This is a genomic window from Maribacter polysaccharolyticus (assembly GCF_028882255.1).
Classification (GTDB): Bacteria; Bacteroidota; Bacteroidia; order Flavobacteriales; family Flavobacteriaceae; genus Maribacter_A; species Maribacter_A polysaccharolyticus.
In genome coordinates, this window is sequence record NZ_JARBUY010000004.1 from 417766 (window position 1) to 442066 (window position 24301).

Sequence of the window (24301 nt, forward strand, 5' to 3'; positions counted from 1 at the left end):
ACTAAATTTTAAATGTTTTAATAAAATCAGCTATCAAAACCGGTACGGGATAATCGGATATTGTGGTCAAATCGATGCCTTTATCCAAATGGGAATCGGTTTGCAGGATCCAAAACTTGGTATACAGATGCTGGTGCGACAACTTATGCACGATACTTTCGGTATTGAATTCAAAAATATTCGGGCTTCCATCAATGGGTACTACCTTATTATAGGTACGTTCCAATTCATCCCTATGAATGTGACCTTGGGTTTCGAGCAAGGGGAATTCCCAAAGGTTCTGCCAAATACCCTTTCCCCTTCGTTGTTGCAACAAGGTCCTGTTCTTGCCATCGACAACAACAAGATAGTTGAAATATCGCTTTCTGACCTTGGTCTTATTCAATTTTTGAGGGAGTTCCGCCACCTTGTTTTTTTGAAGGGCAACGCACCCTTCATTCAAGGGACAGCCCGGACAATCGGGTTTTTTTGGTGTACATTGTATTGCCCCGAACTCCATTAACGCCTGATTATAGTCCCTTATCCGATCCGGATCCATCACCTTCCTTGCCAATTGTTTAAAATAGCGGATGCCTTCCGAAGCATTAATCGGCAGTTCTACCCCGAAATATCGTGCGAGTACCCTATACACATTCCCATCGACCACAGGCTCTGGTAGATCAAAAGAGATCGAAGCAATGGCACTCGCCGTATAGTCCCCCACTCCCTTTAAGTTCAACAGCCCTTTATAAGTGTCCGGAAATTCACCATTATAATCCTTGACCACCATTTTGGCGGTGGCGTGCAGGTTCCTTGCCCGCGAGTAATACCCAAGGCCTTGCCATAATTTCAGTACCTGTTCCTCGGAGGCATCGGCCAAATCAAATACGGTAGGGAAGCGTTCCAAAAACCTTGAATAATACGGTAGCCCTTGCGCCACCCTGGTTTGTTGGAGAATAATTTCGGAAAGCCAAATCCTATAGGGATCTTTCGTTTGTCGCCATGGAAGGGTGCGTTTGTTTTTGCCATACCAAAGGAGAATTTTACGGGAAAAAATCATATACATATATACTATATAATAAAAGTAGGTGTTTATATACTTAAAATTAGTCCATTAAGCCAAAAGAATAAATTTAATTTATATATTTGCAAGCCGAAAAAATACACATATAATATAATACATAAAATGACGAAAGCGGAAATTGTATCGAAAATCTCAGACAAACTGGGAATTGAAAAAGGTGATGTGCAGGCAACTGTTGAATCCTTCATGGAAGAGGTAAAAACTTCATTGGAAAGTGGTGATAATGTATATCTTAGGGGATTCGGTAGTTTTATTATAAAGACCAGGGCTGAAAAGACTGGAAGGAACATTTCGAAGAATACAACCATTAAAATACCAGCTCACAATATCCCGGCATTTAAACCTGCCAAGGTGTTCGTAGAAGGTGTTAAAAGCAACGTACACGTAAAATAAATAATAATCCATAAATTAGAACTTTATGCCGAGTGGTAAAAAAAGAAAGAGACATAAGGTAGCTACCCATAAGCGCAAGAAGCGTAGAAGAGCTAACCGACACAAGAAAAAGTAGTTGTTCTCAACTACTTTTTCGTTTATTACGTTCATTGACATAGAAATTCCACAAAGAATTTCGACGGGTTTATACAACCTGTGACTACTATTGTTTAATCTATTTGTCGTCCCTTTTATTTAAAAGCGGACAACAGATATAAATAAAATCAGGTGAATAGAGAATTAATCGTAAGATCTAGTTCCAACGCCGTCGATTTTGCCTTACTAAAAGAAGGAAAACTCACAGAATTACACAAAGAGGAAGACAATAACGATTTTTCTGTTGGCGACATATTTTTGGCCAAAGTCAGAAAACCGGTTACCGGTCTTAACGCAGCCTTTGTAAACGTAGGTTATGAAAAAGATGCTTTCCTGCATTATCATGACCTAGGGCCACAATTGTCCACAATGTTGAAATTCATAAAACAAGTGAGCATCGGAAAGCTCAAGGACTACTCCTTGAAAAACTTTCCGATGGAAAAAGATATTGATAAGAATGGCAGCATCAATGATGTCATTAAATCAAATCAATCCCTATTAGTACAGATTGTTAAAGAACCCATTTCCACCAAAGGACCAAGGATAAGTTCCGAGCTTTCACTAGCCGGTCGTTATTTGGTCATGGTACCTTTTTCCGAACGTGTTTCGGTCTCTCAGAAGATTGCGAGCAAAGAAGAAAAAGATAGGTTGAAAAGACTCGTAAAGAGTATTAAGCCTAAAGGATTTGGGGTAATTATCAGAACAGTCGCCGAAGGTAAAAAAGTCGCCGAACTGGACAAAGATCTAGAGAACTTGCTGGACAAATGGTCCACAATGTGTAAAAAATTGTATAAAGCACCTACACCATCCAAAGTATTGGTAGAGCTCAACAGGGCTTCCAGTATCCTAAGGGACGTTTTCAACGATTCCTTTTCGGGAATACATGTAGATGACCAGACGCTTTATAACCAGGTCAAAGATTATGTACAAGAAATTGCCCCAGGCAAAGAATCCATGGTTAAACTTTACAACTCCCCTGTCCCTATATTCGAAAAATTCGGAATAGAAAGGCAGATCAAAACTTCTTTCGGCCGCACGGCCACAATGAGCAAGGGAGCCTATTTGATCATAGAGCACACTGAAGCATTACACGTCATAGACGTAAACAGTGGCAATAGATCCAACAAAGCAAAAAATCAAGAAGATACCGCTTTGGAGGTCAATATGCTCGCTGCTTCGGAAATAGCAAGACAATTACGTCTTCGGGATATGGGAGGAATTATCGTTATCGATTTTATCGATATGATAAAAGCACCCCATAGAAGAAAGCTTTTTGATCATCTTCGTGATGAAATGAAGGATGATCGGGCCAAGCATAAGATTTTGCCGCCCAGTAAATTTGGTCTTGTACAGATCACGAGACAACGGGTTCGTCCCGAAATGAATATTAAAACAACGGAAGTAGACCCCAATATAGCGGGGAAAGAAATAGAAGCTCCAATCGTTTTAATAGACAAAATCAACGTCGACTTGGAAAAACTTTTAAAAGGCCCTAAAAAGGATTGTAAGATCACTTTGAACATACATCCATTTATTGCGGCTTACCTTACCAAAGGTTTTCCATCGATCAGAACCAAATGGTTTTTAGACCATAAAAAATGGATCAAGATCCAACCTAGGGATGCGTATACGTATCTAGAGTACCGTTTTAAGGATAAGAACGGCAAAACCATATATTAAAAAAAGCGACTTCGGCAACGGAGTCGCTTTTTTTGTTTATTCCAAGTCGATTCCAAATAATTGGCAAACCGCTTTATTTTCATTGTCAAAGACCTTTAATTTGCCATTCGCATCCAAGGTATATTGGTGCGGACCCTTTTACCTAATCAAAAAGAACATCGCCATTAAAATCCTGTTATCTTGTTCAAAAAAACAAATTCATATACCCTAACCGAAGCGACCAAAAAGTTGGAACGCTATTGTGCCTATCAGGAACGTTGCCATAAAGACGTGACGATAAAGCTCCGTGGGATGCGTATGATCCCTGAAGTGATAGACCAAATCATCACCCATTTGATCCAAGAGAATTATTTGAACGAAGAACGTTTTGCCCAAAGTTTCGCCCGTGGTAAATTCAATATAAAAAAATGGGGCAGGAACAGGATCGTAAATGAGCTGAAACAACGGGATATATCAAGCTACAATATCAAAAGCGCCTTAGCGGAAATCGAAGATGCCCATTATATGGAAACCTTGGATGCCCTTGCCAAAAAAAGGCTCGAAGCCATAAAGGAAACCGACATACAAAAGCGAAAGCGAAAACTGGCCGATTATCTGCTTTACCGCGGTTGGGAAAGCCATTTGGTGTATGATAAAATATCTGAATTGATCGAATAAAAAAAGGACGACCGTTCAACCAATCGTCCTTATCCACTATTTTTTTTTAAAATCAAAGGTTAAAAGTAGCCCCTATGCTAAACACAAATTGATTGTGCAATTCCTCAGCTGCCGTTAATTCATCCGCATTGTATTTCGCGAAAGGAACCGATGCCTCAGCGAAAAGACCAAACCCTTCACTAAAGAAATACCGGGTACCCAAATGCCCCCCAAAATTCTTTAAACCTAAATTCAAGCCTGGATAAACATCGACATTATCAGGCAATTGCATGACACTTCCTATGTTGGCATTAAACCTCACTTTAAGGTCGAACCTGTCCCCGAAATCAGCATCGATAGATTCCTCCACACCCAAAATATATGATGATATGGCCCCTAGCGAGAAATTTTCGCCCATACCATAATCATAGGTAAGGACGATTCCGGTCCCGTTTTCCTGGAAATTGGCCCCAACTTGGAATTTAGTGTCATCCTTTCCTTCAAAGGCTTGGGCATTTACAAATGAAACACCGAAAATCATTGTCATGGCAACTAAAACTTTTTTCATAGTATTATGCTTAAATTGGTTAATGTATGACTTTTTTTAGGGATCAAATATATCCAATCTTATTTGATTGCACCATGCAAATTCAGGTTTGTTCTCTGTATGGCTTTTTCGTTCTTCCGATCGATCCACTTCTGGCCTTGTATTTTTCGCATTATCCCATCGTAATTACGCATTACGATAACGTTATAAAAAGCGGAAAACAGGTTTCTGGGGTTCTTGGCTATAGCACGCAGGCTCATTGAAAAGCCCGGGGTAATATATCGCATATAATGCCAATAGCCTTCAGGAATATATAAAACCTCACCATGGTTCAAATGCGTCTTATGACCCTTGGCATGCTTTAAGGCCGGCCATTTCTGAAAATCTGGATTCTTAAAATCGATACTTTCATGGGTAATCAACGAATGCGGGACCTTATATAAATATTTACTTTCCGATTGTGGGAATAAGATACATTCCTTTTTCCCCTCAAAATGAAAATGGAAAATATTGGCCAGGTCTATATCAAAATGCATAAACGTGTACGAATCACGCCCCCCAAAGAAAAGCATGGGAAGTGTCTTCATTAAGCGCAAACCAAAATCGGGATAGGTAAAATCATTTTGTAAACTTGGCACTTCCTTCAGGATATTCCAAAGGAAAATACGATATTTCGTAGGTTCTTTCTGAAGTAAGTCTATATAATCCGACATCTTCATTTTGGCATGGGGTTCGTTAAACCCATCCTTATGATGTACGGGTCGATCATCATACAAAGGCACAACCTTTTCCCCGGCAACTTCGCGTATATAATCCAAATTCCATTTGGAATAGGCGGGCCAATCCTCAATAAACCGTTCGATCACGACCGGCTTTTGGGGTTTGTAATAGTGTTGTATAAAATCCTCCTTGGTAATGGTCTTTACCCTTGGTATTTCTCTTAAGTTCAAGTTCAAGTGAGTTGAATTATCGGACAAATGTATGAAATCTCTTAAAATAGGTCTGCAAAATTGACCCAGCCAGTGAAATTACCCCTTCATTTTGGCCTTTTGCCTGGCCTGTTCATTTCGTTCGATCCCAAGCTCCGATCTTGTCCTTTTCGGTTTTCGCCCAAAGAACCCGATTTAAAATCCCCGGTTTACGTAAACCATTGTTTCACAAACGTTTTACAAAAGCGGGTGTAGCTCTATCATCCGTATACTGATCGTAAGAAGTATCCATGTCATGATGGTTATTTAAAACCGTAACGCAAACCGAACAACACATTGCTTGGTGGCATCGGAGTAAACCCGGACTCAATATACTCGGCATCAAAAATATTGCTTGCCGTTATTGATAATTCAACTTGTTTTAATTTCATCACAACAGAAGCATCCCAAACATTATAGGTTTGTCCCGTAGTACGTTCAGCGTATTTGTAAACAATATTCTGGCTAACATTTTTGAGTAATTGGGTACGCAATCGTGTTGTAAAATGATGTTTCAACGTGTTTAGGGAGTAACGCGATAATTCTTCGTTTTGGTCTAAAATATTATCATCCAAAAAAGCATACCCGATTGCCAAAGTCTGGTTGAAATCAATCAGCTTAAAATTATAGGCTGCATCAAATTCCAATCCTTTGGTGTTCACTTCCGCAATGTTGGTTGCGGTAAAGACACCTTCGGTGGTATTGGGTCTAATATAATCTATGAGATTTTCGGCATCCCTATTAAAGACGGCTAAAGTTGACGTGAATTTCGGTGTAATGTATTTGATTCCGATTTCTTGGGCAAATGCCTCTTCCGGTTCCAAATCCGGATTTCCGTTGGTGCTCGGGTCACTGTAGTACAAATCGGTATATGTCGGAATTCTATAGGTAAAACCGATGTTTCCATAAGCTTTTAGGTTATTGCCCATATCAAAACCAACGTCCAATCCCGGAAAGGCATTAAACTTAAAATCCGAATAATACGTCATGGCAACTCCGGGTGTAATGTCTAATCGGTTATCGATAAACTCCAATCTGTGTTCCAAAAACAGCGTCGTCATAAAACGATTCCGATGGCCTAGATTATTACTTCGTAAAAAGGTTTTGGACATATCGATCCCAAAACCGGTTTCACCCAATTTCGATTTATAGGACGCATTGGCTTCGGCCCCAATTTTATTCGAAATATGAAAGTTTCTGAAAAACTCAGGCTCATAACGTTTTAACAAAAACATATCTTGATTACGCTTCCAGTAGATTCTTGGTTGGATTTTAAATTTTTCCGACTGGAATTTAGTCGTAAATGCCAATAAACTGTTTTGGGTTTCTTCGTATTCATTGAAAGAAGTGCTGGTCGTGTAGAAATTTTCAGCACCGAATTTTTTTTCGAAAAAAGTCGCTATCATTTCAATCGGTTGTGCTTCTTTGTTGAAAACACTTTTCAAGAAATAATTCGAGTTGTCATAATCCGAATTATTTCGGTAACCCTCAGAGGTCATTTTACCAGCATGGAAAATATGTGTTGAATTCCCTAATTCAGACCCAACGGTTATAGAACCGTTAAGCTGCCCAAAAGAGCCAGCTTCAAGATTTGCCGTAACGGAATTGTTTAGGTTTGATTTAGTGACAATATTAATAGCCCCCGTAAAGGCGTTCTGCCCAAAAACCCTAGCTGCAGGACCTTTTATAATCTCTATACGCTCAATAACCTCAAGCGGTAAAGAAGCATTCATGGTATGGTGCCCAGTTTGCGCATCGTCCATTTTAATACCATCGATCAATAAGAGTGTTTGGTCAAAACCACCTCCCCTAATATATAAATCGGCCTGACTTCCGCCTGTACCACGTCTTCTTATGTCCACTCCAGCGACTTGCTGCAATAGATCTGCCATGGTAACGGCAGAGCTGGTTTTGATATCAGTTGCCGTAATGATATTTATGGTCCTGGAATTTTCCTTGAAGGGCAAATCAATTCGAGCTGAAGTAACTACAACTTCACTTAAAGAATCGACTTTTATTAAAGGCTGTTCTTGTTGAGCTTGTAATTGAAATGCGCCAATCAATAAAAATATAAAAAGTAAGCCTGTATTTTTCATCTTTATGGGTTTTGCAATGGTCGCGTTATTGCATCATTTAATTTTATGTTGCAAAAGTCGTAATTTTCCGGACGATTAAACTAGTCCAGTTTTAAAACAATGAATAGTCCGGTTAGTGATATACTAAAGCAACTAGTCACATTCGACAAAACGATCGCGCAACCTGTTTATATACAAGTGGCACAACAAGTTATAAATGCGATACAACGGGGCTATTTGGAAAAAGGCAGTAAGTTACCCGGAACACGTGTTTTAAGTCAGTTGTTGAACATCCATCGCAATACCGCAGTTGCCATTTACGATGAATTGGCTTCACAAGGTTGGGTAGACATTATAGCCAATAAAGGGACATTTGTTTTGGTGCCGGAGGAATCCACGGTAAAAATCAAAGCAACGGCCCAACATATCCAACAGGCCTATACGTATCCGAAAGTGGCCGGTTTTCCGTTTCAACAGTCATTTCATTTGGCTCCAACCACAGAAGAAACTTCTTTGGGATATACGCTGAGCGACGGCAAACCGGATTTACGTTTACATCCTGTACATCAATTTTCGAGATGGTATAGTGCAGCCATGAAACGAAAACCATTAATCAATAAATGGAATAGAACAAGTGCGTTGCTTCCTTCGGTCTTCAGTACACAACTATGCAATTATTTAAACGCAACACGAGGATTTCATATAAAACCAAATAATCTGGTTAATACGCGTAGCACGGAAATGAGTCTGTATATCGTTTCACAACTATTGATCAAACAAGATGATTTGGTATTGGTCGGTCAGTTGAGCAATTATGCTGCCAATATGATTTTTCAACAAGCTGGTGCGGCGATTAGAACCATTCCCGTAGATAATGAAGGTTTGAATATAGAGTATATAAAAAAGCATTTTGTAAAAGGAAGTATACGCTGTGTGTATGTTTGTGCCAATAGGGATTATCCCACAACGGTAACGTTGAGCGCAAAACGACGATTACAATTGTTGCAATTGGCAAAAACACATGGATTTGCGATTATAGAGGATGATTACGACCACGATTTCCAGTTTGAAGGATCTGCCATGTTACCCATGGCAAGTGCAGATGCCAACGGCATGGTCATTTATTTGGGCAAGTTGGGACAGTCGTTATTTCCAAGTTTTCACACGGGCTTTGTAGTGGCCCCGGAAAACCTGATTTCTGAAGCCAAAAACTATTTGCAATTATTGGATAAACAAGGCGATTTAATACAAGAACAAATGCTTTCCGAACTTATTTCCGAGGGCGAAATATATAGACTTAAGAAAAAGAACATCGTCACTTACAAACAGCGTCGCGATTGTTTGTGCCTTTTTTTACAGGATTATTTCAAAAATATCATTGCTTGGGAAATGCCCTTAGGCGGTTTGGCGATATGGTTGCAATTTGTAGAAACCATATCCTTGGTAAAACTTGCCGAAGAAGCCGCTAAATTGGATTTATTTCTACCCAAAACTATTTTATATCAAGACAAAAATACCTGTGCCATTCGTTTTGGTTTTGGACATTTAAATGAAGAAGAAATCGAAATTGTAATCAAAAAGTTGAAAAGTGCCTATAATAAGGTCATTGGCATTGCATAGGAAATCCAATTTTTTCAGATTCGATTTTCCTGAGCATATCTGTTGTTCTAGATTGATTTTTTCAGCGAATGCCTTTATTGAATAAAAAAACCTAGTTGCTTTTCACGGCAACTAGGTTTATATCCACGATAAGGACAATCCTTTACCTATTCTTCCGAATCGTCTTTAAACGCTTCTTTTTTGTTCGACCCATCTTCTTCTGCCAAGGCCCCATCAACAACATCTTTTCCTTTTAAATACTCTGGCAATTGCATTCCCGCCATGTTGAACATTTCTTGAAGTGGCGGTACCGATTTATACATTCCGGAGATGAAATTGGCTGTAGAACCTTTACCATCCGCTGTCTTAGCCCCTGAATCCCAAACCGTGACTTTATCAATCTTAATGTTCTTGATTGCCTCTGCCTGGGTTTTAACGAGCTCAGGAAGTTTATCGGCCACCAATAACAGCACAGCATCTTTAGGATTATCTCCAGCGGCTTTTACGATCCTATCAAGACCTTCGGCTTGTTTGGTCAAAATCTCATATAAACCTTTTGCTTCTGCTTCTGCCTTGGCAAAGATCGCATCGGCTTCACCCCGTGCTTTACGACGAATCATTTCAGCTTCGGCTTCGGCATCGATCTCTACTTTTTTCTTGTCTATTTCCGCAGGCACCACAATATCCGCCATTTGGGAACTACGCTCCCTTTCCGCCCTGGCGATTTCCGCATCCTTTTCAGCAGCATACGATTCTTCCAATGCTTTCGCGGCCTGTACTTTTTCCGCTGCGATTGCCGTACGTTCGGCCTCGGCCTCTCGCTGTCTTCTTAGGGAGTCGGAATTCGCGACATTGATCTTAGCAATGTTTTCCCCTTCTACCGCTTTGGCATTCGCAGCGGCCACTTGGGTTCGCTCATCCTGTACGGCATTGGCCTCACCAATGGAACCGTCCCTATTCTTCTCAGCTACCGATTTACGGGCAGCGTTAATGGCATGGGCAGCGGCTTCCTTACCCAATGCTTCAATATAACCCGATTCGTCAACGATATCGGTGATATTCACGTTGATCAATTTTAGCCCCACTTTCTTTAATTCCGATTCCACGCTCTGTGAAATGTTCGTCAGGAACTTATCCCTATCGGAGTTGATTTCCTCAATATCCATTGATGCGACCACCAAACGCAATTGCCCAAAAATTATCTCTTTCGCGAGATCCTGTACTTCTTGCATTCCCAACCCCAATAAACGTTCTGCGGCATTTTGCATGATGCCCGGTTCGGTTGAAATACCAATGGTAAATCGAGAAGGAACATTTACACGGATATTCTGTTTACTCAAGGCATTGACCAAATCAACCTCTATCGAAATCGGTGTCAGATCCAAAAACTCATAATCCTGTATTACCGGCCAAATAAATGCGGCACCACCATGAATACATCTAGCGGAATTACCTGTGCCCACTTTACCATAAACCACAAGAATACGGTCAGACGGACAACGCTTATACCTTCGTATAAAAGAAATGATGATGATGAAAAAGAAAAGAATTGCAAAGCCAATGGCCAGCAATGAGGCGCCAGCGCCCAGTTGTAATGGTAATAAGAACATTTTGGTTATTTATTTAAGAGTTGAACAATCAATATTCCGTTTTCGGTGACTTCCTTTACCTTGACGACATCACCTTGGTGCAAGTCTTTTTCTTCCTCTGTAAGTGCATCGAGTTCCCTAAGGGTACCCTGTACGCTGATACTTACCTTACCTATTTTCGATCTATTGGCCCCAATGGTCAAATAGACCTCCCCGATTTGACCAAGGGCATTTTTCATTTTTAGGGTGCCACTGCTCTGCAATTTGCTCAGGTAGTAAAATAACGAGGCCATGGCCAACATCATCAATAAACCACAAATTACCGATATGATAACGGTCAGGGATTTTGAATAACCACTCTCCAAACAAGAGATCCCTACCCATCCGAAAATAGTGAAAAACCCCATTAAATTTTTGAAGGATAGAAACTGAAAACTTATACCTGTATCCCCCTCAATTTCAACATCAACATCACCACTCATATCATCAACGTCGCCCCCTAAAAAAGTAACGATGATCAAAATCAATAAAATAATCGATGATAGGATAGCGACGATCCAATAGATTTTTTCAAACGAAGTCAATGCGGTAAACCATTGTTCCATAATCTTAATTTTAGGTTGGTATAAGAAAGATACTGAATTTGATAAGAATAATCCCACTCATTAAACGGAAAGTATAATCGACACTGCATTTCCCCTATAACTAACGACATTCACCATTACTTTTTAATTTTTTTAAGATCTTTTATCATCGATGTAAAATGGTGTATCTATAAAATTCATTGTGCCATAAAATATGAAGGGCAATTTGCAGACTCAACCTACCCGAGACTCCGAAAGTATGGCCACTTTCATTTATTCATAGCCAGTAACGGTAATTTGTTGTGGAATATTTTATCGATTGTCATTTTACCCGATGCATCCCCTCGATCGGTTCCCGGAGCATTCATGAAAACAACATCAACAACATTGGGATCCGTAGCACATAATGCCTATATAGTCCCAACTAACCGCTACGTCTGGATTTTCCATTTCATCTGAACAAAAAATAATTCAAATTTATTTCGGTCCTTATGAAAATCATTTGGTATTATATCTATCTTGCAAAAATGTGGAATAATCGTATACGACTTGATGCTTAAAACAGTAATAGCTACACTAACACCTAATTATTCACAATTAAAAGGTAGAAGTGTATTTTTAATCCTTTCCGTATTATCCTTTGTATTACGCTTTCCTTTCTTTTTTAGGGATTATATAGACCGGGATGAAAGCACCTTTATTCTTATGGGCCAATCTTGGGTAGACGGTCATTTGCCCTATACCGAACTTTGGGATTTAAAACCACCTATCACTTTCCTGGTTTTCGCAGCCGTCATTTATGTTTTCGGAAAAAGCTTTATCGCCATACGGATCTTTGGGACCCTATTGGTGGTCTCGACCGCATTCTTTACCTACAAGATCGGTGAAAAATCGCACTCGAAAAAAATCGGTCTATGGGCCGCCTTGGGCACTGTTATGCTTTTATCGTTGTTCGGAAGCCTTCAAGGCGTCATGTCCGAGCATATTTGTATGGCCTTTTTTATGCCGGGACTCTATGTGTTGCTACAGCATAAGAAACCGCTTGGTTATCTTTCCGCCGGCTTGCTTATGGGCCTTGCCGTAATGAGTAAAATGAATATCGCCTATGCCATTTTGTTTTTGGGCGTCTTTATCCTTTATGACCATTTCAGCAATCGAAACCGGACCAACGGAATACTTTACGCCTTTATCTACGGTATAGGCATCGTTTTGGTCATAGCATTGACATACCTCCCTTATTATCTGCAAGGTGAGCACGGGTTGTGGGTTTCATCGGTATTCAAGGCACCCATAGCCTATATAGGGGCGCGTAGATATTCGTTTCTAAAATTGGCTCCCGTATATGTGATCTTGGCCGGCTTTTTTGTTTTTGCTTGGAAAAAGAAACTACTCAACTTGAAAGAAACGAACATACAATACCTTCTTGTTGCCATTGTAGGGGTACTGTTCGCTTTTTATAAAGGAGGACGGATCAACGGGCATTATTTGATCCAACTTCACCCCATGCTATTGCTATTGGTGGTGATGGCATTCCATAACATAAAATTTTTCAAAAAGATCGAATGGAAACCGTATTACCTTTTCATCCTCTTATTGATTCCAATGGAATCCTATCTGGAATATGCCAATATCGTAAAGAATAAAATTGAAAGGGGAACTTTCTTTAATGGGGAAGGCATATCGGTACCCAAATACATTAAAGAAAACGGTTTGGATACAAAAAACATCCTATTTCTAGGATACCATATCGGGTATTGGTCCTTGGACGTAAAACCACCTACAAAAGCGGCTACCCATCCCAGCAATATCTGTCGTGATGAACTCTTCCCTTTTCACAATAACCCAAGGGCCACTTCGATGGAGGAGCTACGTTACCTTATGGAAACGCTTCAGCCAAAAACCGTTGTCATACGTAAGAACAAGCGTGTCTTTGACAAAAAGGAAATACAACAAAATGAATATATCGATGCTTTTTTAGCAAAGCATTACCAAGTACACGCCACCGTGGAAAATGCGGAAATCTTGCAACGGTCAGAGCGCTAACAAGGCCGAACGGAACCGGTCGGCATATTCTTTAACTGCGGTTTTATCAAATGATTTTTCCTCACTGATCCTGCCTATTGCTTTAACCCCTGTTTTTTTAAGTATGATACTTTCGGTAGTTGGGTTTTCATCCCCATTGAAGATCAAAGAAACATCATATCCTTTTCGCAGAAGCCAATTCACGGTCAATAACGTATGGTTGATACTTCCCTTATAATGGCGCGAGACCACGATCACCTTATAATTGGGCATGATCATATCCAAAACGGTATCGGTGTCGTTCAGGGGTACCAGAATTCCGCCAGCACCTTCAATCACCAGATGGTTTTCGGTCTTAGGCTCAAAAATTTTATTCACATCTATGGTCACGCTATCGATTTCCGCTGCGGCATGGGGACTCATAGAGGTTTGGAGTTCAAAATCACTGGGATGTATTTTCGATTTCGTATTGGAGATCAATTGGGAAACCTTATGGCGATCGGTATTATCCAATTCCCCCGCCTGTACGGGTTTCCAGTAATCGGCCTCCAAGGCCTCAGCTATTATGGCCGAAGCTATGGTTTTACCCACTTCGGTCGAAATTCCAGTCACAAAAATTCTATGCATGTTTATCCGGTTTAGTTATGATTCCACAATTTAGGCATTTGTATTTTTTCTCCTCAAAAAAAGGGAATAGTTTATAAAAAATGGTCTTACGCCCATAGTAGGCCTCCGATTTTCGGGCCTTGCAATTGGGACAAACTATAGGGTTGCCCTGATCGTCAATAGCATAGGCCCTGACCTCATTGTAAATTTCCAGGGCCCTATCCTTGTCCTTCGCATATACCTGTAGTTTTACCCCTCCAATGGCATGACTGATCAACGGATCGGAGTTTAAGGTATTCTCATCCTTCAGGAAAACGGGAATACCTTCCGACTCCAGTTTCCCCTTTAGGATCTGAACATCAGCTGCGAATTCGAATGCAGCCAGGATATAAAATTTTTCTTCCATAGGCTAAAGATACTTTTTCAAAACAAGTAAATCCTTCTTTATTTCTTCCTTCATGGTATTCCCCTGTGAACAAAACCGAAAACGTTCCCTACCTGTAGGAATCATTGGGTAAAGAATGGGTAGTACGTTAAACCCGGTTTCCCCAATATTTTCCATAATGGCTTACCCTGCAATTCCTAGATCGACACAATATTGAATCGTTGAGGCACTCGATAAAAAATGCCCTTTAAAATAAGCAATATTATCCTGTAACGCCATAACAACATTGATGCTTTTTGGGGTTTGCACAGAAACCTATGCGGTGCTTATGGAAGCTAAGGAATATGGAGGCCAAGCTGTTGGGCCATTTGATCAAGAAATTTTTTTAGCATTCTGGGCATGTCCCTAAATTACTACCTTTATCGAAACTTTTTACCATGGTAATTTTCCAAACAGCTACCGAACCGCATGAACTACAGCAGATCCTTGAATTGCAACAACGTAACTTATTTGCCAATGTTTCAAAAGAAGAACAACTCAAAGAAGGCTTTGTAACCGTTTCCCACACCTTAGATATCTTAAAACGAATGAATGATGTATGCCCGCACATCATTGCCAAGGATGGGGATAAAGTAGTGGGCTATGCCTTATGCATGCACCCTGGATTTTCCAATGAAATAGAGGTCTTGAGACCTATGTTCGATATCATCGAGACCAAGGTCCCTAAAATCGGGAACTATATCGCCATGGGGCAGGTATGTGTGGATAAGGACTACCGTAAAAAAGGCATATTCCGAGGCCTATACCAAACCATGCAAAATACCCTGAAATCCCAATATGAACAGATCATTACCGAGGTAGATGCCAAGAACAAACGTTCTTTACAGGCCCATTACTCGGTCGGATTCGAACTTTTGAACACCCATATCTCGGGAGGGCAGGAATGGAAAATAATCGGGTTGGGTACGGAGTGAATACCTACTGATCAGGAAAGTTCATGTAGTTAGTGAGTAAAATATGAAACAAATAAAACACCCCTACAAAGCAACGGTAACGTTGCTTTTCCAGCGCGCCATCTCGCCCATAGCTTACGCTATGGCGTCCTCAAAGGGGGACAATAAAATCCCTCTTTGCTTGCACTGAGCGCAGTCGAAGTGAAGGGGGTGCCCGCAGGGCGGGGGATGTTACACCGCCAATACGTCTTTCAGGCAGGAATCCCAAAGTCAGGAGACGTTACTGACCAGACCTGAAAGCAAGAAATACATCATGGATGGGACTGGGGACATTTTAAACCTAAACCGACACCACAATCCCCTCTACATTTTTTCCTATTTTGAATACTTCACACTTTACGTTTTAAAAATATTATCCTAAAAGAAGGATAATGAACCACTTACAATTAATATTAACAGGATTAATACTATACCATTCAATTTATACAAAGTAGGAAATGGAATGTTAAATTTTTTGTGCAATTCATCGAATAAATTACAACTAAATGTTAAATTTAACGTATTTTAACATTCTAAGCGAACACTTTTGTCCAAACCATTAACAATTCTATTTCTTATGTCTTGTGCCCTCGGCTATACCCAGCGTATCGATTTTGACCAATTGGGCAAAGAAAAATGGCTTAGGTATAATGGCGGGGTTGCTGCCAATGCCGTCTTCTATGATGGTACGGCCAACAGACAGGACTTGACCTACTACCTAACGGGAAACCTGAATTTCAATATTGCCGGGGTTTACAACATCCCCTTATCGTTCACCTATTCCAACCAGAATTTCGACTTTCCCAGTCCATTTAAGTTCAACCGGCTAAGCCTTCACCCATCCTATAAATGGGCGACGGCGCATTTGGGTGATGTTAGTATGACTTTTTCTCCCTATACCCTGAGTGGACATCAATTTACGGGTGCCGGTTTTGAATTGGCACCGGAAGGAAAATTCAATATTAGCGGAATGTATGGTCGTTTTTTGAAGGCTACCGAATATAATGAGGAAGAACCCCAGGCCATTACCTCCTATAAAAGAATGGGGTATGGACTCAAGGCCAGTTACGATTTTGATTTTGCCAAATTCGGTGTTATCCTATTCAAGGCTTCCGACGAAGAGGAATCATTGGAAAACCCCTTTCCCCTTGAATTGGGGCTTTCACCAAAAGACAATGCGGTTCTATCTTTTGAATCACAATTCAAACTATTCGAAAAAGCCCAATTAAGGATTGAGTATGCCATTTCCGGGGTAACCGAAGATACACGGCTTACCGATGCCAGTGCGGATAGCGGGTTGCTTGCTTTCTTATTGGATGAGAACATCAGCACCGAATATTACAATGCCCTGAATGTATCTTTCGACTACCCAGCAGGCAATGGTACCCTTGGTGTTGGCTATGAACGTATTGACCCCGATTACAAGACCCTAGGCGCTTATTATTTCAACAATGACCTTGAGAACATAACGGTTAACGCCAATCAGACCTTATTCAACAATGCCCTGAATATCAGCGTAAATGCCGGACTTCAACAAGATAATCTCAACAATGCCAAAACTTCGGACCAACAACGTATCGTAAGTTCGGTAAACCTTAATTACACCGCTTCGGAACGTTTGGGACTTAATGGTTCCTATTCCAACTTCCAATCGTACACCAATATCCGGGATCAATTTGATTACATTAACCAAGTAGGTGAATTTGACAATGTGGATACCCTGAATTATCGTCAAATATCACAAAATGCCAATTTGGGTATCAACTATATCCTTAAAAAGACAGAAACCAAACAACACAGCACCAACCTCAACTTGGTTTACCAAAACAGTAACAACCAACAAGAGGGCGAAACCATCGAAGGTGGAAAAACCTCGTTTTACAATGGGGTTGCCGCCTACACCTTGGGCTATCCCGAGCAGGCATTGAGTATATCGTTGGCCGCAAATGCATCATACAATACGGTTGCCGAGGACAACAATTTAACCCTTGGGCCTACCTTGGCCATTGGCAAACAGTTTTTCGACAAACAGCTGCGCACCAATTTATCCAGCTCATATAACACTTCCTACGCCAATGGGGAGCAACAGAACAATGTGTATAATTTTAGATTGGGGGGTAATTATCTATGGTTACAAAAACACAATTTCAGTCTAAACTTTTTGGCGTTATTCCGAAATTCCACATTGAATACCGGTAGGGACCTTACCATAACTTTCGGATACAGTTATGCCTTCGACAATTTTAAACTGAACATAAGAAAAGGCTACCGATCTTCCAACGAGCGTGACCCTAGGAACCGCATGGGCACCTTGAGTTTCAGATACCGCAATGTATCCTATAGCGGAACCATTCCTGAACTGAACGAACAGTTGACGAATGTATTCCAAAGCTCCCAATTCGCTGCCATTCCGCCATTCAAAAAAGATGACCTCGCCCTTCTTTTGTCCATCACCAAAGAGCAGAAGAAAGAAGCGGAATATAAGGAAAATGCCTTGGTCTTTTTAAAGGAACTCTACGCCTATGAAGATTTTTTAAGCACCTATAACAACGCACTTTTCAGTGTCATCAAAAGGGTGAAATACGATATGCGAAAAATAGACATGATACTCGAGAACAGCTTTGTGCAAACCAAAGTAAATGTAGACAAGCATATTTTAAAGACCGATCCCGACAAGAAAGATGTTAGTGAGGCAGAACGGACCACCTATAAAGAGCTCGTTGCCGAACAGGAAGAACGACTGCAGAAGCTCGTAGGACACCGTTGGATGGAACAACGGTTCAGGAATTTCAATACCCTTGAAGCTATTGAAAACCCCAGTGGGTATTTAAAACCATTTGTGGAACAAACCAATGCGGAAGCTTTCAAAAAGTATGAGGCGAATGGGGATTTGGATGCGTTGGAATACTATCTGGAAACGGAAATCATTGACTTCTATTACCTAAAATCACTGGGAATCGTGAACCCTGATAATTTCCAACTGAAGTATATCAACAAGAACTAAAACAGTGGACAGTAGACAGTAGGCAGTGGACAGTAGGCAGTAGACAGTGGGCAGTGGGCAGTGGACAGTGGACAGTGGACAAAAAATAAAATGTATAAATGATAAAAAGTTATTAAGAAAACACTCTTAAAGTCCTCTCAAGGGGACAATTTTCTCCGACTTCGGCCAGCTCAGTGCAGTGCTTTGAAGAGGAAGATGTCAAATCTAAGGAACCTGATAATTCCCCCTTTGAAGGGGGTGCCCGCAGGGCGGGGGATGTATTCCTCCCTCGAGGTGGCTAGTAAGAAGGTGTTAATGTAAAATGGGAAAAAATTGAATTACACCCCTATTATCCCCTATAGGGGATAATTAAAATAATGAAAAACAAAATAATTCCATATGACCCAAAATTAAAGCAACTGGCAAGGCAGTTACGTAAAAACAGCACCTTGTCTGAGGTATTGTTATGGCAAAAGATAAAAAATAGAGCTTACGGGGTTCAGTTTCACAGACAAGTACCCCTATTGAATTATATCGTTGATTTTTATTGTCATGAGTTAATGTTGGCCATAGAGGTTGATGGAAATAGCCATGATCATAAATATGAGTACGACTGCAAGAGACAGCGCAGATTGGAAAAAGAAGGAGTACGTTTTTTACGAGTATCGGATAAAGAAGTAAAACAAGGAATGTTCAGTGTATTATTAAAAGTGGAACAAACAATTGATATTTTAAGAGATAAACAAAAACACCCCTAAAGTCCCCTCAAGGGGACAATTATTCCTCTTTTTAAAAAGGAGAGGCATAGTCAAGGGGACATATTCATTCCCCCTTTGTCTGCACTACGCGCAGTCGAAGTGGAGGGGGTGCCTAAAGGTGGGGGATGTAAAAGGGTTGATTCGAACTCAACCTTGAGTGTTACAAGTATAAGTTAGAAAATGAATAAGATGTTAAACATATTTAAGTACATATTTTCCTTTTTTGGAAAAACAAGCCTTATGGCAATATGTACATTGTATACTATTCTAGGTTATTCCCAAAATTTTCCCGTACAGGTCATACCACAGGCCATACCCCCTGCTCCCATTCATTTTTCCGATTATGCCGATGCCAGTACCGTCAGTAGTCCTTTACGGGTGCAGATAATTCTTAATGACCTGGAGATTGCCAATCGCGAGGTACGCCTAAAAGCCCATTTTCAAGGCAATGGCATTACATTTCAAAGTAATGATATCGTCGTTGGTGCAGACCCCTTGTTTTTAGAAGGTGGGGTGCCCTTAATATTGACCAATGTGGAGTTGGCCCCATACTTCCAATTTCAGAACATTACGGGGATTTCCCCCAACGTGTATGGGCAGGCCATTCCCGAAGGCGCCTATCAATTCTGTTTTGAGGTTTATGATGTATTATCGTGGAACCGACTTTCGAACAAAAGTTGCGCCACCACCGTCGTATTCCAAAACGAGCCGCCCTTTTTGGTCATGCCCCGCGATAAGTCCAATATTGAAGAAATCAACCCCCAGAACATTGTCTTTCAATGGACCCCACGGAGTATCAATGTCACCAACGTGGAATACGAATTGAGTCTTGTGGAAATCTGGGACACCCAAATAGACCCCCAAGCCGCTTTTTTAAGTTCTCCCCCCGTATTCCAAACCACGACAACGGCAACTACTTATGTCTATGGCCCGGCAGACCCCTTATTATTGTCCGGCAAGAATTATGCATGGCGGGTACAGGCAAGGGCCAAACAAGGCATTGAAGAAATAGGGCTCTATAAAAACGAGGGGTATAGCGAGATTTTCTCTTTCAGCTATGCAGGCAGTTGCGATTTACCCTTAAGTCTAAACCATGAGGTAAAAGGCAGTACCAATGCCAATATTTTCTGGGAAGATTTTACCACCGATATTCCCGAATACACGGTTCGTTATCGCAAAAAAGGTGATGATAATGAATGGTTTCTTTCCAAGACAACGACCAACCAGCTTTCCCTTTGGGATCTAAAAGCAGGAACGACCTATGAGTACCAAATACAGAAAAAATGTACGGTTACCGGGAGCGACTGGAGCCTAGCCAAGGAGTTTACAACGTCATTGGAGTTTGAAGAAGAAAGTGTGATAGACTGTGGTATCTCACCCGATATTAATTTAACCAATACGGACCCTTTGGCCAGTATTAGTACAGGAACCTCTTTTAAAGCAGGTGATTTTCCAGTGAAAATAACAGAGGTCAGTGGTAGTAATGGTCGTTTTACAGGTAAAGGCTATGTGTCACTACCCTATTTAAAAAATATTAAAGTAGCTGTTGAGTTCACCAATATCTTGATCAATACCGACCAAGAAATGGCCGAAGGCACCGTAAACACGGTTTACGACCCTACATGGAAGAATATGTTGAGTGTTGATGAAGCGATTGAAACCGTAACAAATTCCGTGGATGCTGTGGGGGAATTAATTGAAAGTGCAGATGATTTTTTAGATGAAATTTTTAACAATGACGATGAAGACGAGGAGAATGCACCTCCAATGGAAACCGAGGGTGATGAAGGTGATTCTGGAAATACGACTACGGATACGACAAATGGAAACGAAGAAAACCCAAGTACTGACGACTCTTCAAGTTCACAGGGCAATTCTGCTGGTCCTAACTATTCAAACGGAGACCAAAATACCGCTGACACAGGTGATATTGCCTCTGGAACAAATACTGACTCAGAAAACACGACATCTAGTGGTGAGGAAGTGGTTATAGTCCATAACGGAATTGAATACAAAAACAATGAAGTGATAGAAGTGCCTTATGATAAGAACAATGCTAACTACGCATTTTTACTGAAAAATTATCCAGAGGGTGCAACCTTTAATTGGCAAATACTATATCAAGGTTCAGATTACACTCCCAGACATGTAACTAATGAACCTATACATGACAATTTGGGAATCGACATGAAAAAGGTTTACATCTTAGATGTTGTGGCAAATTATAATGACCAAAAAATTCAAGTTAGGATAAAAAGAAAGTTACCAGATTTTGATTTGGTCAATATTTATGCCAAACCAGAAGATAGTAAAGATAGAGTTGCAAAGACAGGGCAAAAATTATATTTACAAAAATCCCCTACCCCTGGTGTTGATGCACAACGTAACGTAGATTTTAGTGTCCATATAAGTCCTAATTTATCAAAAGGTGATATTTCTTCGCAAGATATCACTTGGTATTATGATACTCCCAACACACAATCTAATTTAGGTAAGGACTATGGAGTAAAAGATATCCATTTAAACCTTACAGAACAAGAATCTACCTATTCGGTAAATGTAAAAGCTGGTAAACCGGATTTAATCGAGAAAGGGATTGATGTTGTTTGGTTTGATAGTAATGAAAGATCATGGAGTTTTATGCCTCCTGCTGTTAGTCAGGTATTAACAAAGAAATTTGTTGAAATTGAAGATGGACTTAAATTAGTTGACAGAGTATTTCCTGTTGGAAAAGTAAATTTTGAATTAGACGACATAAAAATAAATGGTACTGAAGTAAATAAAGAAGATGTAAACTCCAGATTATACTATCTTGAACAGAAAGAATCCGTAAGTGGTGGTTTAAAAGTGGATGGACCAAAATTACCAATACCGATTCCTATATTAGAACCATTGAACAGATCAGGAATTCTTAAAATAGGTCCATATGTACAACCTAGTTTTGGAATTTCTGTTCAAGGTGGAGTAGAAAGAAAAAAATATATTGAATCGAGTACCTTCAAAAAAGATGAAAACTACCTCGAAATTACAGCTTCAGGATGTGTTAGTGCTGGGGTTGAAGTCGAATTATTAGTAGCCAAAAACCTTCTAGATTTTGTTGTGGATTTTAAAGGTACCGGCTGCCTTTCAGGCTCAGGAAATTACAATTTTAATAACAAAAAACTGGTCTTAGAGGTCTATATTCCTCCTGTTATTTTATCAGGAGAAATTAATATAGCAACAAAAGGAACTTTGGAATTTGAACTAGTGAATTGGAGCCGGAGCATTTCGATTACTGATAAAATTCCATTAGGCGACCCATTTGAACACCAATTCTAAATGAGAAAATACATACTATTCATAATCAGCATTGTTTTAATTCTAAATTTATTAGTAAGTCCATTTTACTATTTAAATATAAGGGAAAAAATTTCCATATTGATTGTTAAAAATGAATTTGAAAAAAAAAGTATCCTAATTGATTCTGTTAGAGTCTCTTCAACAGAAGGCTCAAAACGAGGTGGAAAGTATTCATCTACATATTATTTATTTTATGGTGACAAAAACATAACCCTTTTAGATGCCTCAGCGGCTTTATTTAATTCAAAAAACACAGAATTAAGAACTAAACGGGCCCTAAACTATCTTGAAGCACATAATGATTCCTTATTGATATGGTACCATCCAACCATTAATGGCAGATATGCTTTAGAAGAAGAAACAGAAATGAATACAGATGGTTTTATAACACAAATAATAATTAATTCTATTCTACTAGTCATTGCATTATATTCTATAATATGGCAAATAAAAGAATGGAGAAAACCAAAGAAGAAATGAAAAAGCTAAAATATTTAATGCTATTTACATTTATAATAAGTAGCCTTATTAGTGCCCAAGAAGAAGATGCCAACATAATTTTTAGTTACCCTGAGGAATCCGAAATTTCCTTTTTAAAATACCCTGAAGGCATTTATGCAAAGGCAATTTATAAAAGTCAAGCAGAGGTTATCAACAAGTATCCTGAACAATTATTAGAGTCCATTATTTCAGCTACGAATCAAGAATGGGTCAATTACAACACTTTAGGAGGTGCCGAAAAGGCATCACAGAAAAAGCAAAGTCATTTTGACAAAATAATGACTATGGATAAGGATAAAAATTACTTTGAATTGGCTCATAAACTCACCTTTGATGTTGGAGGTGTTCCTACTGCCATAATAAAATTTTTCACACATTTCGAAGGCACGGATGTCTTGTCTGGAGCTGCTGTTATGCAGTTCGTAGATGGTAGATGGCAAAAAACTTCGCATCCATCATTATCAACCCTTTCTATTATTGTAATGCGAATGAAGTCTGAAGTGCTTGAGGGTATTGTGTTGCAAAATTCAGACGACCCAAATATAATGGTCATTGCCGAAAGGGTATCCACTGAGGCGGGTTTGGATTTATCATTACTTGAAGAAGAATTCGGCAGCTGGTATAGTCCTGAAATAGATGAAACCAAAATTGAATTGTACAAAGACCCGAGAACCTGGTAGTTGATCCTAAAAAAAATATAATATGAATATTAGATTTATAATTGTCCTATTATTTTTATCCCATTCACTGTTTTCCCAACTTGACTATGAAAAGTTTATGGGTCAAAAAGGAAAGATTTCTTTTAACAAAGAATACTCCTATGCCAACTTATATGACTATAAAATAAATGCCAGTAAGGAAGATTCCCTAATAACAGGCAAATTAAGCTCTTCAATACCCGAAGGATTATTAACAAACGAATATATAGATGATCTTTTGAACAATGAGCAAGATTCAATAAGTTTTGAAATTTTAATGAATTCTAGATTGCTGATAGATATTAATACAGAACGCATTTGTTTGATTAAATATAAAACCCGTTCAAATACTACGGCATCAGAAGACAAAATATTCAAAGCGGTGAGAACAGGAGCGAATTGGAGGAAACACACTGATTCAAATAATGAAATACAACTCTTGGAGCAAATTTTACTTGATACAAATGTCAATATGCTATTTCAATTTTATAATTATCGAGATGACCCGAAATACGCAGATATCAATAGATTGAAACCAGAGGTAAAAGATGATAAAGGCGTAATAAATATTAAAAAATTGGCAGAAGTAATTTCTAATAATAAAGCCGCATTGTCAAAATATAAACAAGAATAATGTCTATCTATTTAATTATGGTTACGATAAGTATCCCCTGCTAGCGCGAGCATCACGCCTGTCTGCCTATAACAGGCTCGTGCCATGTTCAAAACACCCCTGTAAAGTAGTGTC

20 protein-coding genes are annotated in these 24301 nt (G+C 39.7%); 12 read left to right on the forward strand and 8 right to left on the reverse strand.

Annotation, left to right across the window (positions count from 1 at the left end; genetic code table 11):
* Position 1: 1 nt before the first annotated feature.
* Complete coding sequence (mutY, locus tag PHU20_RS14410; RefSeq protein ID WP_274826345.1) at positions 2-1039, reverse strand: A/G-specific adenine glycosylase; 1038 nt, start codon at positions 1037-1039, stop codon at positions 2-4.
* 126 nt (positions 1040-1165) lie between these two features.
* Between mutY and PHU20_RS14415 the strand changes: the two genes are divergently transcribed.
* The 3 genes from PHU20_RS14415 to PHU20_RS14425 all read left to right on the forward strand — a co-directional run bounded on the left by PHU20_RS14415 (position 1166) and on the right by PHU20_RS14425 (position 3928).
* The gene (locus PHU20_RS14415) at positions 1166-1456 is read left to right on the forward strand and encodes an HU family DNA-binding protein (RefSeq protein WP_027065813.1); all 291 of its coding nucleotides are present in this window, start codon (positions 1166-1168) and stop codon (positions 1454-1456) included.
* Positions 1457-1723: 267 nt separating this feature from the next.
* Positions 1724-3271 carry a ribonuclease E/G gene (locus tag PHU20_RS14420; RefSeq protein ID WP_274826091.1) on the forward strand — a complete coding sequence of 516 codons (1548 nt, stop codon included), beginning with the start codon at positions 1724-1726 and terminating at the stop codon, positions 3269-3271.
* Positions 3272-3451: 180 nt separating this feature from the next.
* Complete coding sequence (locus tag PHU20_RS14425) at positions 3452-3928, forward strand: regulatory protein RecX (protein WP_274826092.1); 477 nt, start codon at positions 3452-3454, stop codon at positions 3926-3928.
* A gap of 52 nt (positions 3929-3980) precedes the next feature.
* Here the strand turns inward: PHU20_RS14425 and PHU20_RS14430 are convergent, their stop codons facing one another.
* The 3 genes from PHU20_RS14430 to PHU20_RS14440 form a co-directional block, all read right to left on the reverse strand.
* Complete coding sequence (locus PHU20_RS14430; RefSeq protein WP_274826093.1) at positions 3981-4475, reverse strand: DUF6646 family protein; 495 nt, start codon at positions 4473-4475, stop codon at positions 3981-3983.
* Positions 4476-4534: 59 nt separating this feature from the next.
* Positions 4535-5410, reverse strand: coding sequence for a cupin-like domain-containing protein (locus PHU20_RS14435; RefSeq protein ID WP_274826094.1), 876 nt, complete (start codon positions 5408-5410; stop codon positions 4535-4537).
* A gap of 275 nt (positions 5411-5685) precedes the next feature.
* On the reverse strand, positions 5686-7518 hold the full coding sequence (locus PHU20_RS14440; protein ID WP_274826095.1) for a TonB-dependent receptor plug domain-containing protein: 1833 nt from the start codon (positions 7516-7518) through the stop codon (positions 5686-5688).
* Between the two features lie 99 nt (positions 7519-7617).
* Here PHU20_RS14440 and PHU20_RS14445 point away from each other — a divergent pair, with 99 nt between their 5' ends.
* Positions 7618-9117 (forward strand): aminotransferase-like domain-containing protein, encoded by a 1500-nt coding sequence (locus tag PHU20_RS14445; RefSeq protein WP_274826096.1) that lies wholly within the window; start codon positions 7618-7620, stop codon positions 9115-9117.
* 146 nt (positions 9118-9263) lie between these two features.
* Here PHU20_RS14445 and PHU20_RS14450 read toward each other — a convergent pair whose 3' ends face one another.
* A complete protein-coding gene (locus tag PHU20_RS14450) occupies positions 9264-10706 on the reverse strand; it encodes a flotillin family protein (protein WP_274826097.1) in 1443 nt (480 codons plus the stop codon).
* Between the two features lie 5 nt (positions 10707-10711).
* Complete coding sequence (locus tag PHU20_RS14455) at positions 10712-11290, reverse strand: hypothetical protein (RefSeq protein WP_274826098.1); 579 nt, start codon at positions 11288-11290, stop codon at positions 10712-10714.
* Positions 11291-11821: 531 nt separating this feature from the next.
* On the opposite strand from PHU20_RS14455, the gene PHU20_RS14460 reads away from it, so the two are divergent.
* Positions 11822-13312, forward strand: a complete 1491-nt coding sequence (locus PHU20_RS14460) for an ArnT family glycosyltransferase (RefSeq protein ID WP_274826099.1) — start codon at positions 11822-11824, stop codon at positions 13310-13312.
* Here the strand turns inward: PHU20_RS14460 and bioD are convergent.
* Complete coding sequence (bioD, locus tag PHU20_RS14465) at positions 13301-13918, reverse strand: dethiobiotin synthase (RefSeq protein WP_274826100.1); 618 nt, start codon at positions 13916-13918, stop codon at positions 13301-13303. The genes PHU20_RS14460 and bioD overlap by 12 nt on opposite strands.
* On the reverse strand, positions 13911-14303 hold the full coding sequence (locus PHU20_RS14470; RefSeq protein ID WP_274826101.1) for a putative signal transducing protein: 393 nt from the start codon (positions 14301-14303) through the stop codon (positions 13911-13913). The genes bioD and PHU20_RS14470 overlap by 8 nt, the downstream gene beginning before the upstream one ends.
* A gap of 416 nt (positions 14304-14719) precedes the next feature.
* Between PHU20_RS14470 and PHU20_RS14475 the strand changes: the two genes are divergently transcribed.
* The 7 genes from PHU20_RS14475 to PHU20_RS14505 all read left to right on the forward strand — a co-directional run bounded on the left by PHU20_RS14475 (position 14720) and on the right by PHU20_RS14505 (position 24187).
* On the forward strand, positions 14720-15256 hold the full coding sequence (locus PHU20_RS14475; protein ID WP_274826102.1) for a GNAT family N-acetyltransferase: 537 nt from the start codon (positions 14720-14722) through the stop codon (positions 15254-15256).
* A gap of 595 nt (positions 15257-15851) precedes the next feature.
* Complete coding sequence (locus tag PHU20_RS14480; RefSeq protein WP_274826103.1) at positions 15852-18278, forward strand: TonB-dependent receptor; 2427 nt, start codon at positions 15852-15854, stop codon at positions 18276-18278.
* Positions 18279-18634: 356 nt separating this feature from the next.
* A complete protein-coding gene (locus tag PHU20_RS14485) occupies positions 18635-19015 on the forward strand; it encodes an endonuclease domain-containing protein (RefSeq protein WP_274826104.1) in 381 nt (126 codons plus the stop codon).
* Between the two features lie 240 nt (positions 19016-19255).
* Positions 19256-22333, forward strand: a complete 3078-nt coding sequence (locus tag PHU20_RS14490; protein ID WP_274826105.1) for a fibronectin type III domain-containing protein — start codon at positions 19256-19258, stop codon at positions 22331-22333.
* Positions 22334-22834 (forward strand): hypothetical protein, encoded by a 501-nt coding sequence (locus PHU20_RS14495; RefSeq protein WP_274826106.1) that lies wholly within the window; start codon positions 22334-22336, stop codon positions 22832-22834.
* On the forward strand, positions 22795-23535 hold the full coding sequence (locus tag PHU20_RS14500) for a hypothetical protein (RefSeq protein ID WP_274826107.1): 741 nt from the start codon (positions 22795-22797) through the stop codon (positions 23533-23535). The genes PHU20_RS14495 and PHU20_RS14500 overlap by 40 nt, the downstream gene beginning before the upstream one ends.
* Before the next feature lie 22 nt (positions 23536-23557).
* Positions 23558-24187: a hypothetical protein gene (locus PHU20_RS14505; RefSeq protein ID WP_274826108.1), complete on the forward strand. Its 630-nt coding sequence runs from the start codon at positions 23558-23560 to the stop codon at positions 24185-24187.
* The last annotated feature ends 114 nt before the right edge of the window (positions 24188-24301 follow it).